Origin of the sequence: Cypionkella sp., assembly GCF_036782355.1 — a bacterium.
GTDB lineage: Bacteria > Pseudomonadota > Alphaproteobacteria > Rhodobacterales > Rhodobacteraceae > Cypionkella.
This window is the reverse complement of sequence record NZ_DAIPZF010000006.1, coordinates 75664-92423: the sequence shown is the minus strand read 5'-3', so window position 1 is coordinate 92423 and position 16760 is coordinate 75664. Positions and strand designations below refer to the sequence as shown.

Below are 16760 nucleotides of genomic sequence, written 5' to 3'. Positions count from 1 at the left end.
CTATTGATCGGCAACAGATTCTTTTCTGCCAGATGAAGCTATTGAATAACCGGCAGCTCTGCCGCCTCTGGCTCTGGCCCCTGCCCCACCGCCAGCGCTTCGGCGCGGATGATCTGGGCGATCAGGTCGCAGTCTTGCAGGCTAAAGGTCAAAGGCACCCGCATATCGACCAGCCCTGCCAAGATGCGATCGGTCTGCGGCAGCACTTGGGCGCTGGCATAGTGCCAGTGATCATAGCGGCTGGTAAAGGCCACCGGATTTGGCGCGCCAAACCATTTCAATTCGACCCCGCGCGCCAAGGTGCGGGTCAAAAACGCACCAATGCGTGCCGCCGACCAATCGGGCAGCAAAAACTGAAACGAGGATCCGACATAGCTTTCCTCGGCAGGCCGTTGCACCAAGCGCAGACCCGCCACGCCCTGCAAGCCGGCCTCGAGCCTTTGATAGCGCGCGTTCCAGCGCGCCACCCGCTCGGCCAGCAGCCGCAGTTGCGGCCGCAAAATCGCCGCGCGCAGATTGTCCATCCGCCCCGAGACATTGGGCACCTGCATGCGCACCCGCTCGAAGACCTCGGCACTGGGGGCGGCGCGATGCGCGCCGTAAAGCATATAAGACCCCGACAGCAGCACCGCCCGCGCCATCACCTCGGCATCATCCGAGACCAGCAAGCCGCCCTCGCCTGCATTGACATGCTTATAGGTCTGCATCGAATAGCAGCCGATCACGCCCTGCCGCCCCGAGGGCACGCCCTTCCAAGCCGCCCCCATGGTATGGGCGCAATCCTCGACGATTTGCAGCCCCAGCCGCGCGCAAAGCGTCCCCAGCGCCTCCATATCACACAGATGCCCGCGCATATGGCTTAACATCAAGACCCGCGCGCCGCTGGCAACCGCCTTCGCCTCCAGATCGGCGAAATCCAGCACCAGATCTTCGGTCACCTCGACAAAGATCGGCCGCGCGCCCAAGGCGGCAATCGCCCCTGGCACCGGCGCAAGCGTGAAGGCGTTGGTCAACACCGCATCCCCCGCCTGCACCCCCAAAGCGCGCAAGGCACAGCCCAAGGCATAGCCGCCCGAGGCCACCGCAAGGCAATAGCGCGCGCCGGTCTGGGCTGCGAATTCTTCTTCCAACAGCGCCGCCTCTGCCACTTCGCCCGCGACCACATTATAGCGGTGCAAACGGCCATGCTGCAAAACCGCCAAGGCGGCGGCGATGCCTTCCTCGGGAATCGGTTCTTGCTGGGTGAAACTGCCGGTAAAACGGGTTTGGGTCATGGCTTTTTCTCCTCGGATCGCAGCAGCAGCACATACAGTGCCAAAGCTATGGCACAGACCGCGGCGGCCATAAAGAACGGAATATCGGCGGCAAACCTGCCACCTTGGGCGGCAAAATAGCCAAAGCTTTGGCTGAAAAACACCGTGCCGGTCAGCATCGCCACGCTCATGATCGCCGCAATGCCGCCTTGCAATTCGCCTTGGGCATCGGCGGGCACGTTCTTGGTCATCATCGCCACCAGCATCGGATGCACAAAGCCTTCGGGCCCGTGCAGCACCATCAAGACCACGACCGGCAGCAATCCCCAAGCAAAGCCATAGCCCAAAAGGCCGAAAACTCCGGTGATCAGCCCCAAAAGCACCATTCTGCGCTCGCCAAAACGCGCAGCCGCGGGGCCGGCCAAACCGCCCTGAAACACCGCCATCACAATGCCAAACAGCGCCAATGACACCCCCACCATCGCCGTCGACCAGCCGAATTTCGTCATGCCCCAAAACGGCCAGATCGCGGGATAAATCGCGGTGCAGAACATATAGACAAACAGCACCGCGCACATCGGCAGCACGCCCTTATAGCTGCGAAACACCGCAAAAGCGCCAAAGGGGTTCGATCTGCGCCAAAGAAAGGCCCGCCGGTTTTCGCGCGCAAGCGTTTCGGGCAGCACAAACCAGCCATAGATCAGGTTCAGCCCCGAAATCACCGCCGCGACGTAAAACGGCACCCTTGGCCCAAAGGCGCCCAAAAGCCCGCCAATCGCCGGACCAATCACAAAGCCCAAGCCAAAGCAGGCGCCCAAAAGGCCAAAATACTTGGCCCGCGCTTCGGGGGCGGTGACATCGGTGATAAAGGCATTGGCAATCACCCAGCTTGAGCCGCAAACCCCTGCAATCACCCGCCCCACAAACAGCCAAAACAGGCTGGGGGCCAGCGCTTGCAGCAGATTGTCCAGCCCAAGCCCCGCAATCGCCAACAACAGCAGCGGTCTGCGGCCGAAACGGTCACTCAGATTGCCCATCAGCGGGCTACAGGCAAATTGCGCGACCGAAAAGGCAAAGAACATCCAGCCGCCGATTTTTGCCGCATCCGCAAGCCCCAGCCCGCCGACCTCTTCGATCAGCTGCGGCAAAACCGGAATGATCAGGCCAAAGCCCACCACATCCAGCAAAACGCTGATCAGAACAAAGGTTATCGCATGGCGCGAGGGGGCTTTCGGATTTGGCCCCGCGACCCCGCCAGAATTCATAGCGCCGCAGCACCCAAGATCCGCTGCGCCAAATCGGGCAGCGCGTCGTAATGCTCGAGCAGCGCTTCGGGGTTCAGCCGGGTGATCGCGCGGCCCTCGGGGCCAAAGGTCACCAGCGCCACCGGCACCCCCACGGCAAGCCCGGTCTTGCGGTCGGTCTCGGTATCGCCAATCAACATCGAACGCGCCACCGTGCCCCCGACACGGCGCACGGCCTCTAGATATGGCGCCGGATCAGGCTTGCGCGTGGGCAGGGTATCGGCCCCCACCAGCGCGCCAAAAAGATCGGTGATGCCAAGACGGCGCACCAATTCAACCGCCAAAGCCTCGGGCTTATTGGTGCAGATCGCGGTGGCAAAACCTGTGCTGCGCAGCGCCTCTACCGCCGCCACCACGCCGGGATAAAGCACGGTATGGGTGTCTATCGCCTCGCCATAAGCCCGCAGCAGCATTGGGTAATAGCGGCTGATGTCGTCTTCTGAAAACGCCACCCCCAGCCGCGCAAGCCCCGTGCGCAGCATCGCCCGCCCGCCGTGAAAGGCCACCAGCGTGTCGCGCCCATCCAGCACCACGCCGTGGCCCATATGTTCAAAGCAAGCATTGGCGGCGGCCAGCAAATCGGCACTGGTATCTGCCAAGGTGCCGTCCAGATCGAAAACCACTGTGCGCATTCTGTAACCTTGCGTGAAGAACCACCCCTTGCGGCCCAGCCCGTACGGGGTAAAACGAGGGCAAAAGAATTGGAAGGGGCTTGCATGCCGGTTTCGTTTATTGTTTTGGCCGCAGGCATGGGCACGCGGATGAATTCCGACCTGCCCAAGGTGTTGCACAAAGTCGCCGCAGCCCCGCTGTTGCACCATGCGCTGACAGCCGCGCGCAGCCTTGATCCGGCGCGCATCGTGGTGGTGACAGGCCACGGCGCGGCAGAGGTCGAAGCCGCAGCCAAGGGCTTTGACGAGGCCTGCGAATGCGTGCTGCAAGACCCGCAACTGGGCACCGCCCATGCCGTCAGCATGGCAGCCCCGCTGCTGGAGAAGATGTCGGGCGATGTCATCGTGCTTTACGGCGACACGCCCTTTATTCGCCCCGAAACGCTGGAGGCCATCTTGCACGCGCGCGCACGCCATTCGGTGGTGGTGCTGGGGTTTCAGGCCCGCGATCCGGGCCGTTATGGCCGGCTGATCTGCCAAGGCGAGAGCTTGGAAAAGATCGTCGAATATAAGGATGCAACGGAAGAAGAACGCGCCGTAACGCTTTGTAATTCTGGTGTTATGTGCGCATCAGCCGAGCTGATGTTCGATCTTTTGACACGCGTTGAAAACACCAATGCGGCAGGCGAATACTACCTGACCGATCTGCCACAGCTTGCGCGCGCGCAGGGCCTTTCGGCAGGCGTGGTGATCTGCGACGAGGCCGAGACGCTGGGCATCAACACCCGCCGCGAACTGGCGGCAGCCGAGGCCGCCTTTCAGGCCCGCGCCCGTCTTGAAGCGCTGGAAAATGGCGTCACCCTGACCGCGCCCGAAACCGTTTTCTTCGCGCTTGATACCCATATCGGCCGCGATGCGATCATCGGCCCAAATGTGCTTTTCGGCCTTGGTGTCACCATCGAATCCGCCGCCGAAGTGAAGGGTTTTTGCCATCTGGAAGGCTGCCATATCTCGCGCGGTGCGCAAGTCGGCCCCTTTGCCCGCCTGCGCTTGGGCGCGGAATTGGCCGAAGATGTGCATGTCGGCAATTTCGTCGAGATCAAGAACGCAATCTTGGATGAGGGCGTCAAGGTCGGCCATCTGACCTATCTGGGCGACGCGGATATTGGCGAATTCAGCAATATCGGCGCGGGCACGGTGACCTGCAACTATGACGGGGTGATGAAACATCGCACCCGCATCGGCAAACGCGCCTTTATCGGATCGTCTACCATGCTGGTGGCCCCTGTCAGTGTTGGCAATGATGCGCTGACAGCCTCTGGTTCTGTAATCACCGAAGATGTGCCTGCCGAGGCTGTGGCACTGGCGCGCGCCAAACAAGTGAACAAGCCAGGTCTGGCGACCAAGCTGATGGCACGGCTCAAAACGATCAAAGCCGCGAAAGGTAAAGCGTAAATGTGTGGGATTGTTGGGGTTCTTGGTCTTCACGAGGCAGCACCGCTGCTGGTTGAGGCGTTAAAGCGGCTGGAATATCGCGGCTACGATTCCGCAGGCATCGCCACGGTGAACGCAGGCAAGCTGGACCGCCGTCGCGCGGTGGGCAAGCTGGTGAACCTGTCCGATCTGTTGGTGCATGAACCCTTGGCGGGCAAATCCGGCATCGGCCACACCCGCTGGGCCACGCATGGTGCTGCCACCACCACCAATGCCCACCCGCATCGCTCGGGCCCTGTGGCGGTGGTGCACAATGGCATCATCGAGAACTTTCGCGAGCTGCGCGCCGAGCTGACCGCTGCCGGCCTCAGCTTTGAATCGCAGACCGATACCGAAACCGTGGCTTTGCTGGCGCGTCATTACATCGACCAAGGCGCTGCCCCGCTCGAGGCGGCGCGCCAGACCCTGAAACGGCTGCACGGCGCCTTTGCGCTGTGCTTTTTGTTTGAAGGCGAGAATGATCTGATGATCGCGGCGCGCAAAGGCTCGCCGCTTGCGATTGGTCATGGCGAGGGCGAGATGTTTGTAGGCTCGGATGCCATCGCGCTTGCGCCGATGACCGACCGCGTCACCTATCTTGAAGAAGGCGATTACGCCGTGATTACCCGCGCAGGCGCTGTGATCTATGACGATGCTGACCGCTTGGCCAACCGCGCCGAGACCCGGATCGAGCTGGACGCCACCCGCATTGAAAAGGCCGGCTACAAGCACTTTATGGCCAAGGAAGTCGCCGAACAGCCCGTGGTGATCGCCGATGCGCTGCGCCGCTATGTGACATCGGGCCAAGACGCCTTGCCCGCGCTGCGGCTTCCGGCCGAGGTGGATTTTAGCGGCGTCGACCGCATCACCATGGTGGCCTGCGGCACCGCATCTTATGCCACCCATATCGCGAAATACTGGTTTGAACAGATCGCCGGCATCGCCGTGGAAATCGACATCGCCTCGGAATTCCGCTATCGCGAGCCGCCACTGTCGCCGCAGCAATGGGCGCTGTTTGTCAGCCAATCGGGCGAAACCGCCGACACTTTGGCAGCCCTGCGCTATACCCGCGACAAGGTCGCCAAGATCGTGGCCGTGGTCAATGTGCCGACCTCTTCCATCGCGCGCGAAGCCGATCTTGCCCTGCCGATCATGGCGGGGGTCGAGGTGGGCGTGGCCTCGACCAAAGCCTTTACCTGCCAGCTGATCACCTTGGCGCTTTTGGCGCTGAAGGCCGCGCAAGATCGCGGTCGGCTGGATGCGGCGGGCTTGGCCAAACACCTTGGCGATTTGGCGGCCTTGCCCGGTTTGATGAACCACGCGCTGGCGCTGTCGCCGGCGATTTCCGCCATCGCAGAAGAGCTGGCCGAGGCGCAGGACGTGCTGTTTCTGGGGCGGGGTGCTATGTATCCGCTGGCCCTGGAAGGCGCGCTAAAGCTGAAGGAAATCAGCTATATACACGCCGAAGGTTATGCATCAGGTGAACTGAAGCACGGCCCCATCGCCTTGATCGACAACCGCGTGCCCGTCATCGTTCTGGCCCCGCGCGATGCTTTGTTTGAAAAGACCGTCTCGAACATGCAAGAGGTGATGGCGCGCCACGGCAAGGTGCTGCTGATCTCGGACGCGCAGGGCATTGCCGAGGCGGGCGAAGGCTGCTGGCGCACCCTGACCATGCCGCAGGTCGCTGACGCCTTTGCGCCGATCCTTTACGCGCTGCCCGCACAGCTTTTGGCCTATCACACCGCGATTGCCAAAGGCACCGATGTCGACCAACCCCGCAACCTAGCCAAGTCTGTGACCGTAGAATGATCCAATCCGCCCTTGCGCAACTGCACGCGCTTGCCGATGCCTCTCAGGCCGCCGAAGCCTTGGCCTATCATAAGGTGGATCGCCCCTACCTTGGCCTGCGGGTGCCGCAGATCGAAGAGCTGACCAAGGCGTGGCGCGCCGAGCTGGAGCTAGAGGCGCGGGTGCAGCTGGCCTCCGACCTTTGGGACAGCAATATCCACGACGCCCGCGTCGCTGCCGCCAAACTGCTGACCCAAGCCCGCATCACCCCAGATGATGGCGTTTGGGATCTGATCTGCACTTGGGTGCCCGACTTTGACGCTTGGGCCTTGGCCGATCATGTCTGCATCGCCGCACAAAAGCGCATCGCGGCAGAGCCTGCGCGGCTGGATGTGGTTGAAGGCTGGACCACTTCGCCAAACATGTGGACCCGCCGCGCGGCTTTGGTTGCCACGCTGTGCTTTACCAAGCAAAACTTTCCCAAACCCGCCGAGCTGGAGGCGCGCGACCGCATCCTTGGTTGGGCCGAGGGCTATTGCAGCGACCGCGATTGGTTCATCCAAAAAGCGGTGGCGTGGTGGCTGCGGGATCTGTCGAAACACGACCCCGCGCGAACCGAGGCGTTTCTGGCCGACCATGGCGACAGGATGAAAACCTTCGCGCGCAAAGAGGCGGCACAATATATCTAGGCGCCCGCTATTGCGCGTAGATCGACACTTCCGGCAGGTCAGTCAGCGCAAAGCCTAAAGCCCGAAACGCCGAGAAAGACAGGCTTGCCGCCCCGGTTGTCGGCAAAAGATCGACGCTGACCGAAGCGCCGCTGGCGCTGACAACGCGGCCCTTGCCTGGCCTTGGGATCAACGCCGATTGCACCCAGAACCCCGCCTCTGCGGGGCTGCCAAGACCCACCACCGCGCGGCCCAACATCCGCCCCGCTGCCGCAGCAGGCGCCAGCGCCGCCTTGGTCTGCGCCAGCGTGGCGCTGTCCAATCGGGCAGGCGATGAACCTTGCGACATCGCAGGCAACAGCTGCGGTGCGGGCTGCTGCTGTGGCGACATTGCCCCACAGGCCGAAAGCAAAGGAACAGTCAAACTGGCGACAAACAGGAAATGTTTCATTCTACGACGTTAGTCTGCCGCCCGCGCTTGCGCAACCGCCGCTTTCGACCTTGCCGCCACGCCCTGCCCGCCCTAGGTTCTGGTCATGCAAACACCTTTGATTGATCCCTTCGCCCGCGCCATATCGTATCTGCGCGTTTCGGTCACCGACCGCTGCGATTTTCGCTGCGCCTATTGCATGACCGAACATATGACCTTTCTGCCCAAGGCAGAGCTGCTGACGCTGGAAGAGCTGGATCGGCTCTGTTCGGCCTTTGTCGGCATGGGGGTGCAAAAGCTGCGCATCACCGGCGGCGAGCCTTTGGTGCGCAAGGGCATCATGACGTTTTTCGAGGCCATGGCGCGGCACCTGCAATCGGGCGCGCTGAAAGAGCTGACGCTGACCACCAACGGCAGCCAGTTGCGCAAATATGCGGCTGAACTGGCGGCTTGCGGGGTCAAACGCATCAATGTCTCGCTTGATACGCTGGATCCCGCGAAATTCGCCGAGATCACCCGCTGGGGCCGCCTGCCGCAAGTGCTGGACGGGATCGAGGCCGCGAAAGCCGCTGGCATGCAGGTGAAAATCAACGCGGTGGCGCTGAAGGGGTTTAACGAGAATGAACTGTTCTCGCTGGCCGAGTGGTGCGCGCGCGAGGGCCATGATCTGACCTTTATCGAAGTCATGCCGATGGGCGAGATGGGCGATGTTGGCCGTCTGGATCAATATTGGCCGCTGAAAGACCTGCGCGCGACGCTGGCGACCCGCTTTACCCTGATAGATCTGCCCGACAGCACCGGCGGCCCTGCGCGCTATGTGCGGCTGGCCGAAACCGGACAGCGCATCGGCTTTATCACGCCGCTGACGCATAACTTTTGCGAAAGTTGCAACCGCGTGCGGCTGACCTGCACCGGCGAGTTGTACATGTGTCTAGGTCAAGAAGACATGGCCGACCTGCGCGCGCCGCTGCGGGCAAGCGCGCAAAACACCGATCTGGAAACCGCGATCCGCGACGCCATTGCCCGCAAGCCCAAGGGCCATGACTTTGATTATTCACGCCAAGCGATAAAGGGCCAGATGAGCCGCCACATGTCGCACACGGGCGGCTGATTACAGCTGGTCGGGCGAAGGCACCACCAGCCGCTGGCCGACCTTCAGCTTGTCTGGGCTGGACAAAAGCGCGCGGTTTGCGTTGAAAATTGCTGGGTAATAGCTGACGTTGCCGTAAAACTTCAGTGCGATTGACCCAAGGCTGTCACCAGCCAGAACAGTGTAGAACTGATGGCTTTCCGCGCTGCCAATCGCCTTTTGCACCATGCGCACCTCGACCCCTGCGCCCCCTGCCACCACATCTTGCGGCCGCGTCTCGGCCAGCGTGCCCGCCGCCACCTGCGCCTTGGTGACAAGGTTTGACAACAGCACAGCCGTATCCACCCGCCCATCCGAAGTGATCAGCGCCGAGGGTACCGAGATTTCGCCCTTGCCCGCCGCCTCATTCACCAAAGTGTTGATATAAGCGTCAGTCTGCCCCTCGCGCAGCGCCTTGGAGACCAGCGTTTCCAAGGTGGGCACCGCAACCTCTGGCTGACCTCGCAGCGCTCGCAGGGCTGTCAGCGCGCTTGAGGACATCTCGCGCAGACCGCTTGGATCAGCGCTTTGCGCCGCGGCGGGCAGCACCGAAAGGTCTGACAAAATCGCCGTTGTCGCCTCATCCAAACCCGCAGCACCACCGCGCACCACGGGCTTGGCCAGCACCGCCGTCAAAGCCGCCGCAGCCGAGGCGGGCGCGGCAGGCTCTGCAACCAGCACCGGCACCGGATCATTGACGGATTTGCTGACAGCCGCGGCAACCGGCACCGCTGACGCCTGCCGATCTGGCAAAATTTTGAACGGAAAGCCCAAAATCACCGAAAGCATGGCCAGACTGATGCAAAAATAAATCCCCAGAGCCCGCGTCATGGTGCCGCCGCCGACTTGGGCGCAACAACAGTCAGCCCTAAAATCTGCCAATCCTGCATGCCGCCCCGATAATAGTGCAGTTTTTCCATCGGATACCCCGCCCCGCGCAGCGCTCGTAGCGCCCGCATCGCCTGATCGCTCCAGATGCCGTTGCAAAACACCAGCATGTCCAGCGCGTCCGAGAAATCAAACGACTCGCCCCCCAAGGGCTTGGCGCCCAGCGCGATCAGAATATCGTTGCGGTAGGGATTGTCCGAGGCCAGTGTAGCAAAAGGCAGATTGATCGCCGCAGGAATGCTGCCCTTGGCGAACCATTCGGGCAGACGCGCGTCAATCAACACCCCTGTGCCCGCTGCGACCTTGTCTTGCAAAAACCCGATCAGCTCCAGCTCGCCATAGGTATCAACCCCCGAAACCGGCGCGATCGGCTGCAAGCAAAACGGCGGGCAAGCTCTTGACGTCTTGGAAAAATCGCCAGCGATCGTCGCGGTTTCGTCTTGGTTTCGCGCGATTACAATCTCGCGGCCATCAAGCGCAATCCGCGCCTCGGCCATCTTTTCGGTCAGCCCCACGGCCTGGGCTTTAACACCGCTGGCCCCGATAAAAACCGCCACAGAGCCCGCAAGCCCAAGGCAGAAGCCACGCAACAAAACCAACATCTTGAATGAATCCCCAACAGCACCGCTAAATATCCGCATACAGCTGGCAGGCTGTAGCATCTTACAAACATCCGTCTAAATATTGACACCGCCCCCGCAAGGTTTCAACCCGCAAAAGCAAACGGCTGCCCTGACACCCGTCAAAGCAGCCGCGCTTGCGTTGTTGTCGTTGATTTTCAGGCCGCAGGCATCCGCGTCTCGACCATGCCGGCATACCAGCTTGAGCCAAAGGGGATCGCATTGTCGTCAAAGTTATAGGCGGGGTGATGCACCATCGCGGTGTCGCCATTGCCAAGGAAGATATAGGCGCCTGGGCGTTCCAGCAGCATAAAGCTGAAATCCTCGGCCCCCATCAAAGGCGCTGTGTCGGTATCGACCTGACCCGAAACCGCGCGCGCCACTTCGGCGGCGTAATCGGTGTTTTCGGGCGCATTCACCGTCACCGGATAGCCGCGCTGATAGTCGACCACGGCACGCGCACCCAAGGCGGCGGCGGTGCCCTCGGCGATCTCGGTCACCCGCTGCTGCACATAATCCTGCACGCCGAAATCCATCGTGCGCACGGTGCCCTTCATCTTGACCACCTGCGGGATGACGTTATGCGCGGTGCTGTCAGTCGCCACGGTGCAGACCGAAACCACGACCTGTTTCAGCGGATCCACCCCGCGCGAGGCGATGGTTTGCAGCGCCACGATAATATGGGCGGCCACCACGGTGGTGTCGATACAGTCATGCGGTTTGGCGGCATGGCCACCCTTGCCGGTGACGGTGATTTCAAACTGATCGGCGGCGGCCATCATCGCACCGGGTCGAATGGCGAAATGGCCAACCGGAATCCCCGGCATATTGTGCATGCCGTAAACCTCTTGAATGCCCCAACGGTCCATCATGCCATCGGCACACATCTCGCGCCCGCCACCGCCGCCCTCTTCGGCGGGTTGGAAGATCAGCACAGCGGTGCCGTCAAAGTTGCGGGTCTCGGCCAGATATTTCGCCGCCCCCAACAGCATCGAGGTATGCCCGTCATGACCGCAAGCATGCATCTTGCCCGGGGTCTTGCTGGCATAGGCGACGCCGGTTTGCTCGTTGATCGGCAGCGCGTCCATATCGGCGCGCAGGCCAATCACCCGACCCGATGTGTCGGTCTTGCCCTTGATCACCACCACCACGCCGGTGCGGCCGATGCCTTCGGTGACCTCGTCACAGCCAAAGCTGCGGCACAGCTCTGCCACTTTGCCCGCGGTGCGATGCACTTCGAACAACAGCTCGGGGTTTTCGTGGAAATCCTGACGCCAGCCTGCGATTTCGGGCAGCATCTCGGCAAAACGGTTCTTAACGGCCATCGGGCACCTCTAGGTCAGATCGAGCGGCAAGCGCTGCTCGACAAGGGTTACGAAAAAGCTGCATCCGGCGGGGATCGCTTCATCATTGAAATCATAGGCGGGGTGGTGGCACATCGCAGAATCGCCATTGCCAAGGAAGATATAGGCGCCGGGGCGGGCCTCGAGCATATAAGAGAAATCTTCCGCCGGCATGATCGGTTTGATGTCGCGCTGAACGCCGCCTGCCACCTCGGCCGCCGCTTGGGCGGCATATTCGGTATTTTGCGCCGCATTCACCGTCACCGGATAGCCGCGCTGGTAGTCGATCTGCACCTGCGCGCCAAAGGCAGCGGCGGTCGAGGTGACAATCGCGCGCACCCGCTCTTCGGCGGTGTCACGCGCTGCATTGTCCAGCGTGCGCACCGTGCCCTCCATCACCACGGTATTGGCGATGACATTTGAGGCACTGCTGTCGGTCTGAAAGGTGCCCACCGTCACCACCACCGCGTCGAGCGGGTCGATATTGCGCGAGACCACCGATTGCAGCGCCACCACGATGTGACAGCCCACCAGCGTGGTATCAATCGAGCGGTGCGGTTCTGCGGCATGGCCGCCTTTGCCGGTCAGACGGATGGTGAATTCATCCGCCGAAGCCATCAGCGGACCCGAGCGGATGGCAAATTGCCCAACCGGCAGGCCGGGGGCATTGTGCAGCCCGTAGACCTCGCTGATGCCAAAGCGCTCCATCAGCCCGTCGTCAATCATCGCCTTGGCCCCTGCCCCGCCTTCTTCGGCGGGCTGGAAGATCAGCGCCACGCTGCCGTCGAAATTGCGGGTCTCGGCCAGATATTTTGCCGCCCCCAAAAGGATCGAGGTATGGCCGTCATGGCCGCAAGCATGCATCTTGCCCGCCACTTTCGAGGCATAGGCCGCTCCGGTGATCTCGTGGATCGGCAGCGCGTCCATATCGGCGCGCAGGCCAATGACACGGCCCGAGGTATTGGTCTTGCCGTGGATCAGCGCCACCACCCCAGTGCGGCCAATGCCGCTGACTACGGCGTCACAGCCAAAGCTTTCGCACAACTCGGCCACGCGGGCCGCGGTGCGATGCACCTCATAGAGGATCTCGGGGTTTTCGTGAAAGTCGTGCCGCCATCCGGTGATTTCGGGCAACAACTCGGCAAAACGATTCCGCACAGCCATCGGCGCTCTCCTTTTTGCACCAGCCTCTGCCGAAACTCTTTTTGCTTCAAGGGCGGAATTAGCGGAATTTCCGTCGCGCGTCCAAAGCAAGCCCGGTGCCGACCGATCCCAGCATGTCGCCCGTGACAATCGCCACCCCCGGCAAGGCCGCCTCGACCAGCGCGCGCAGGGCCGGCAAACCACTCGAGCCGCCGGTCATAAAGACGCTGCCGATCTGATCCGCCCGCAGGCCAGCTTGGGCCAGAACCGCGCCGATGGTCTGGGCGATGCGCTCAAGCGGCGGGGCAACCGCGGCCTCCAGCGCTGCGCGCCCCAGCATCGGATTGGGGCCGCCTGTCAGCTCGGCCAAGCCAAGGCGGGTAAACTCTGCCCCCGAAAGTGCTATCTTGGCGGCCTCGACCGCCATGGCAAGCGCGTGGCCGCTGCGATCTTCAACGACTTTCATCATCCGGTCTAACAACTCGCCGCGATCGACGTCGCGGCGCAGGGCTTTCAGATCGGCGGCAACGCGCTGGGTGTAAAGCCCGTTGATGCGGTGCCATGTCGCAAGATCCAGAAAATAGTGGTTCGGCATCAAGCCCGCGCCCCCGCGCACCGAGGCCTTATAGCCCAAAAGCGGCATTACCTCGGCCAGACTGAGCAGGCGGTCAAAATCGGTGCCGCCGACGCGAATGCCGTCATTGGCCAGAATATCACCAGCCCGATCCACAGCCGCCGCGCGATCCGGCGAGACCCGCACGATCGAGAAATCCGAGGTACCGCCGCCGATATCCACGATCAGCACCAATTCTTCGGCCGAAACGCTTTGCTCGTATTGCAGGGCGGCGGCAATGGGTTCGTATTGAAAGGCCACATCGCTAAAGCCCAGCGCGCGGGCGATTTCCTCGAGCACGGCTTGGGCCTTGGCATCGCCTGCGGCATCGCCATCGACAAAATGCACCGGACGCCCCAAGACCACGCGGCTGAGCGGCGCGGCTTGGCGCAGCTTTTCCGTCATATGCTGCAAGAAGCGCGCAAGAACCTCGCGGAAGGACACCGCGCGGCGGCCCACGGCGGTGCGCTCGTCGATCAGGCCCGAGCCAAGCGTGCTTTTGAGCCCGCGCATCAAGCGGCCATCTTCGCCGCGCAGATAAGCCGCCATGGCCGCACGGCCATATTCGGGCGCGCCGCCATCGGCATCCCAAAACACCGCCGAGGGCAGTGTGGCAGCCTCGCCTTCCAGCGGCAGCAGCCAAGCGCGGGTATCATCGGCCAAAGCGACGGTGGAATTCGAGGTGCCAAAGTCGATTCCGCAATAGAGTGTCATCGCATTCCCCAGACCAAAACGCCGCGTTTAGTCCTGTGGCTGGGGCTTGTAAAGCAAAGCTCGGCTGCCTCCGGCGGGGATATTTAGGCCAAGATGAAAGCGCTAGAGCGAGGGGCCCGTCGTGGGGCGGCTGCCATCGGTGAAGCGGGAGGCGCGAAAGCGGTGCAGATCATGGCCAATGGCGCGGCCGCTGACCAGATCGGCGATGACGCGGCCCATGCCGGGGCCGATGCCAAAGCCGTGGCCGCTGAGACCTGTGGCGATGATCAGCCCGTCAAGGCCGGGCGCGCGGTCGATCACCGGCACCACATCGGGCATGGTGTCGATCATACCGGCCCAAGCGGCGCGCAGTTTTGGCCGGCCAAGCGCTGGCAGGGCTGCGGCGAAATCCTTTTGCACTTGGGCCAGGGTGGCAAGATTGGGCGCGGGGTTGAGCACGCGCATTGCTTCGAAGGGCGAGGCCTCGTCGGCTTGCCAGTGGCGTTTGGTGCCCCAAGCGTCGGGGAAGGCTTTGGGGGCTGCGGCGCGGAAGGTTGTTGATTTGAAGTCTTTTTTCAGAACGGGCAGGTATTTTGGCAGATGGCGAAAGGCATCGGGGCCGATGAAGAAATCATGGCTTGCGCCAGGGGCGATGGTATAGCCGCCGTCTTGTCTGCGGCGAAAGGCAAAGCGGTCATCGGCGACATTGCCGGCAAAGACCTGTGGCAGGCTTTCGGTCGCTGCCACACTGGCCAGCACCGCAAGCTGCGGCAGTGAGATGCCCTCGGCGCGCAGGAAAAGCGCGGACCAGGCCCCGCCTGCCACCACCACCTGATCGCAGGCGATGCGGCCTTGTTCGGTAAAGACGCCGGTGATGCGGCCGCCTGCGCGGTCAAGCCGGCGCAGCGCGCAGTTTTCCACCAGCACCGCGCCGCGTGCCACGGCACCTGCGGCCAGCAAGGGCACCGCTGTGGCGGGTTCGGCGCGCGCATCAGAGGCGGTGAAGAGCCCCCCCAGCCAAGGCGCCGCCAGCCCCGCGATTTGGTCTGCAATCTGCGCGCGGGTCAGCATTTGGCTTTGCAGCCCATGCCCCTGCGCCTCGGCGCGCCAGGCGTCAAAGCCTGCCAGCTCGGCTGCGCTGCGGGCGGGGTAAAGCACGCCCTCTTGGGCAAAGCCCAAAGCGGGGCCAAATTCGGCGGCGAGGCTTTTCCAGATTGACAGGCTTTCCATCATGATCGGCAATTCGGCCAGATCGCGGCCCTGTTGGCGGATCCAGCCCCAGTTGCGCGAGGATTGCTCGCCGGCGATGCGGCCCTTTTCGCACAGCACGACGCGCAGGCCCTGCTCGGCCAGATACCAGGCCGTCATCACCCCGATCACGCCGCCGCCCAGCACCACCACATCGCAGGCCTTGGGCAAGGTCGGGGCAAAGCGCAGTGGCGTGGCCTCGGAAATCGGGAAGCTCACCGCAGATCCTCGAGCAGGGCGAGCATAAAGCGTTGGCCGGCCTGCCATTCTGAAAGTTCAAGATATTCGTCGACCTGATGCGCTTGCGCGATGTCGCCGGGGCCGCAGATGACGGCCGAATAGCCTGCATCTTGGAACTGACCGGCTTCGGTGCCGTAAGACACCACGCCGGCGGCATTGGCCCCTGTCAGGCGGCGTACCAAGGCTTCGGCCGGACCTTCGCTTTCGGGTTTCAGGCCCGGCACGTTGAAAAACCGCGTCAGGGTGACGCCGGCTTGCGGGTTGACCGCCTTGAGGGCGGCATCAAGCCTTGCGGCCTCTGCCTCGAATTCGGCGGCCAAGGCGGTGATGTCCTCATCGGGCACCACCCGCATCTCGACGGCAAAGCGGCAGTCGCCTGCGGTGATGTTATGCGCGGTGCCACCCGAGATCATGCCGACATGCAGCGTGGTGAAGGGCGGATGGAAGGTCGCAGCCGCAGCAGAGGCCGGGCGGGCTTGGATCTCGGCGTTTTTGGCGTTGATCCAGCCGATCAGCCGCGCGCCTTCCATGATGGCGCTGACGCCGTAGGGCAGCAGCGAGGAATGCACCTCGTAGCCTTTAACATGCACGTGAAATCCGGTGCCGCCCTTGTGGCCATTGATCAGCCCCATGCTGCTTGGCTCGCCGATCACCGCGACACTGGCCTGCGGCAAGATCTGCTGCATGGTGGCAATCATTGGCGGGGCGCCGGTGCAGCCAATCTCTTCGTCATAAGACAGCGCCAGTTGCAGTGGCCGCGTAACGCCGCGTTTATGGGCTTGCACCAAGGCCCAGATCGAAAGGGCTACATAGCCCTTCATATCGCAGGTGCCGCGGCCATAAAGGCGGCCATCACGTTCGGTCACCACCCAAGGGTCGCTGGTCCAGTCCTGCCCATCCACCGGCACCACATCCGAATGCCCCGACAGCACCACGCCGCCTGCCTCCCAAGGGCCTACATGGGCGAAAAGTGCTGCCTTGCTGCGGTCTTCATTCCAGTGGCGGTGGCTTTCGATGCCATGGCTGGCAAGATAGGCTTCCAGCCAATCAATCAATGCGAGGTTGCTGCCCCGGCTGACGGTTGGAAAGCTGACCAACTGATCCAGTATTTGACGCGACGTCATCTCTTGCATGGCTTACCTCGTTCTTGCACGCCAAGCCTGAGCCGCGCCGCGCAGGGTGTCAAGACGCACAAAACGCCGATGCAACCACACGATGTGGCGAAAAATATTTCTGTTATTTGGTCAAATTTCGGGATTGATACCTTGGGGGAAATCGGAAAGACTTCCTGCACAATCCAAGGGCGGGAAACA

15 protein-coding genes are annotated in these 16760 nt (G+C 62.4%); 4 read left to right on the top strand and 11 right to left on the bottom strand.

Translation table 11 applies throughout. The features are described 5' to 3' along the window. Positions 1 to 38 precede the first annotated feature (38 nt). From V7Q10_RS03900 to V7Q10_RS03890, 3 genes are read right to left on the bottom strand one after another with little or no spacing between them, the layout of a single operon-like run. Positions 39 to 1274: a DegT/DnrJ/EryC1/StrS family aminotransferase gene (locus V7Q10_RS03900; RefSeq protein WP_333867734.1), complete on the bottom strand. Its 1236-nt coding sequence runs from the start codon at positions 1272 to 1274 to the stop codon at positions 39 to 41. Further along, positions 1271 to 2518, bottom strand: a complete 1248-nt coding sequence (locus tag V7Q10_RS03895) for a TCR/Tet family MFS transporter (RefSeq protein ID WP_333867733.1) — start codon at positions 2516 to 2518, stop codon at positions 1271 to 1273. Before V7Q10_RS03895 ends, V7Q10_RS03900 begins: the two co-directional genes overlap by 4 nt. Next, positions 2515 to 3189: an HAD hydrolase-like protein gene (locus V7Q10_RS03890; protein ID WP_333867732.1), complete on the bottom strand. Its 675-nt coding sequence runs from the start codon at positions 3187 to 3189 to the stop codon at positions 2515 to 2517. The genes V7Q10_RS03895 and V7Q10_RS03890 overlap by 4 nt, the downstream gene beginning before the upstream one ends. Before the next feature lie 84 nt (positions 3190 to 3273). Between V7Q10_RS03890 and glmU the strand changes: the two genes are divergently transcribed. The 3 genes from glmU to V7Q10_RS03875 are packed head-to-tail and all read left to right on the top strand — an operon-like array spanning position 3274 to position 7121. Beyond that, positions 3274 to 4623, top strand: coding sequence for a bifunctional UDP-N-acetylglucosamine diphosphorylase/glucosamine-1-phosphate N-acetyltransferase GlmU (gene glmU / locus V7Q10_RS03885; RefSeq protein WP_333867731.1), 1350 nt, complete (start codon positions 3274 to 3276; stop codon positions 4621 to 4623). Next, the gene (glmS, locus tag V7Q10_RS03880) at positions 4624 to 6453 is read left to right on the top strand and encodes a glutamine--fructose-6-phosphate transaminase (isomerizing) (RefSeq protein WP_333867730.1); all 1830 of its coding nucleotides are present in this window, start codon (positions 4624 to 4626) and stop codon (positions 6451 to 6453) included. Then, the gene (locus V7Q10_RS03875) at positions 6450 to 7121 is read left to right on the top strand and encodes a DNA alkylation repair protein (RefSeq protein ID WP_333867729.1); all 672 of its coding nucleotides are present in this window, start codon (positions 6450 to 6452) and stop codon (positions 7119 to 7121) included. The genes glmS and V7Q10_RS03875 overlap by 4 nt, the downstream gene beginning before the upstream one ends. A 7-nt stretch (positions 7122 to 7128) precedes the next feature. On the opposite strand, the gene V7Q10_RS03870 is transcribed toward V7Q10_RS03875, so the two are convergent. Further along, positions 7129 to 7551 (bottom strand): hypothetical protein, encoded by a 423-nt coding sequence (locus V7Q10_RS03870; protein ID WP_333867728.1) that lies wholly within the window; start codon positions 7549 to 7551, stop codon positions 7129 to 7131. Between the two features lie 85 nt (positions 7552 to 7636). On the opposite strand from V7Q10_RS03870, the gene moaA reads away from it, so the two are divergent. Next, a complete protein-coding gene (moaA, locus tag V7Q10_RS03865) occupies positions 7637 to 8641 on the top strand; it encodes a GTP 3',8-cyclase MoaA (protein ID WP_333867727.1) in 1005 nt (334 codons plus the stop codon). Here moaA and V7Q10_RS03860 read toward each other — a convergent pair whose 3' ends face one another. From V7Q10_RS03860 to argE, 7 genes are all read right to left on the bottom strand, one after another. Beyond that, a complete protein-coding gene (locus tag V7Q10_RS03860) occupies positions 8642 to 9490 on the bottom strand; it encodes a LysM peptidoglycan-binding domain-containing protein (protein ID WP_333867726.1) in 849 nt (282 codons plus the stop codon). Continuing rightward, entirely contained in the window at positions 9487 to 10149 is a 663-nt protein-coding gene (locus V7Q10_RS03855) for a rhodanese-like domain-containing protein (protein ID WP_333867725.1), read from the bottom strand. The genes V7Q10_RS03860 and V7Q10_RS03855 overlap by 4 nt, the downstream gene beginning before the upstream one ends. Positions 10150 to 10325: 176 nt before the next feature. Beyond that, complete coding sequence (locus V7Q10_RS03850) at positions 10326 to 11492, bottom strand: M20 aminoacylase family protein (protein ID WP_333867724.1); 1167 nt, start codon at positions 11490 to 11492, stop codon at positions 10326 to 10328. 9 nt (positions 11493 to 11501) lie between these two features. Continuing rightward, positions 11502 to 12674: a M20 aminoacylase family protein gene (locus V7Q10_RS03845; protein ID WP_333867723.1), complete on the bottom strand. Its 1173-nt coding sequence runs from the start codon at positions 12672 to 12674 to the stop codon at positions 11502 to 11504. 58 nt (positions 12675 to 12732) lie between these two features. After that, entirely contained in the window at positions 12733 to 13980 is a 1248-nt protein-coding gene (locus V7Q10_RS03840; protein WP_333867722.1) for an Hsp70 family protein, read from the bottom strand. A gap of 102 nt (positions 13981 to 14082) precedes the next feature. Beyond that, positions 14083 to 15426, bottom strand: a complete 1344-nt coding sequence (locus tag V7Q10_RS03835; RefSeq protein WP_333867721.1) for an NAD(P)/FAD-dependent oxidoreductase — start codon at positions 15424 to 15426, stop codon at positions 14083 to 14085. Further along, entirely contained in the window at positions 15423 to 16580 is a 1158-nt protein-coding gene (argE, locus tag V7Q10_RS03830; RefSeq protein WP_333867720.1) for an acetylornithine deacetylase, read from the bottom strand. Before argE ends, V7Q10_RS03835 begins: the two co-directional genes overlap by 4 nt. Positions 16581 to 16760 lie beyond the last annotated feature (180 nt).

Coding starts and splice junctions, on each gene's coding strand:
- V7Q10_RS03900 (WP_333867734.1), bottom strand. CDS start 1,274: ATGACCCAAACCCGTTTTACCGGCAGTTTCACCCAGCAAGAACCGATT.
- V7Q10_RS03895 (WP_333867733.1), bottom strand. CDS start 2,518: ATGAATTCTGGCGGGGTCGCGGGGCCAAATCCGAAAGCCCCCTCGCGC.
- V7Q10_RS03890 (WP_333867732.1), bottom strand. CDS start 3,189: ATGCGCACAGTGGTTTTCGATCTGGACGGCACCTTGGCAGATACCAGT.
- glmU (WP_333867731.1), top strand. CDS start 3,274: ATGCCGGTTTCGTTTATTGTTTTGGCCGCAGGCATGGGCACGCGGATG.
- glmS (WP_333867730.1), top strand. CDS start 4,624: ATGTGTGGGATTGTTGGGGTTCTTGGTCTTCACGAGGCAGCACCGCTG.
- V7Q10_RS03875 (WP_333867729.1), top strand. CDS start 6,450: ATGATCCAATCCGCCCTTGCGCAACTGCACGCGCTTGCCGATGCCTCT.
- V7Q10_RS03870 (WP_333867728.1), bottom strand. CDS start 7,551: ATGAAACATTTCCTGTTTGTCGCCAGTTTGACTGTTCCTTTGCTTTCG.
- moaA (WP_333867727.1), top strand. CDS start 7,637: ATGCAAACACCTTTGATTGATCCCTTCGCCCGCGCCATATCGTATCTG.
- V7Q10_RS03860 (WP_333867726.1), bottom strand. CDS start 9,490: ATGACGCGGGCTCTGGGGATTTATTTTTGCATCAGTCTGGCCATGCTT.
- V7Q10_RS03855 (WP_333867725.1), bottom strand. CDS start 10,149: ATGTTGGTTTTGTTGCGTGGCTTCTGCCTTGGGCTTGCGGGCTCTGTG.
- V7Q10_RS03850 (WP_333867724.1), bottom strand. CDS start 11,492: ATGGCCGTTAAGAACCGTTTTGCCGAGATGCTGCCCGAAATCGCAGGC.
- V7Q10_RS03845 (WP_333867723.1), bottom strand. CDS start 12,674: ATGGCTGTGCGGAATCGTTTTGCCGAGTTGTTGCCCGAAATCACCGGA.
- V7Q10_RS03840 (WP_333867722.1), bottom strand. CDS start 13,980: ATGACACTCTATTGCGGAATCGACTTTGGCACCTCGAATTCCACCGTC.
- argE (WP_333867720.1), bottom strand. CDS start 16,580: ATGCAAGAGATGACGTCGCGTCAAATACTGGATCAGTTGGTCAGCTTT.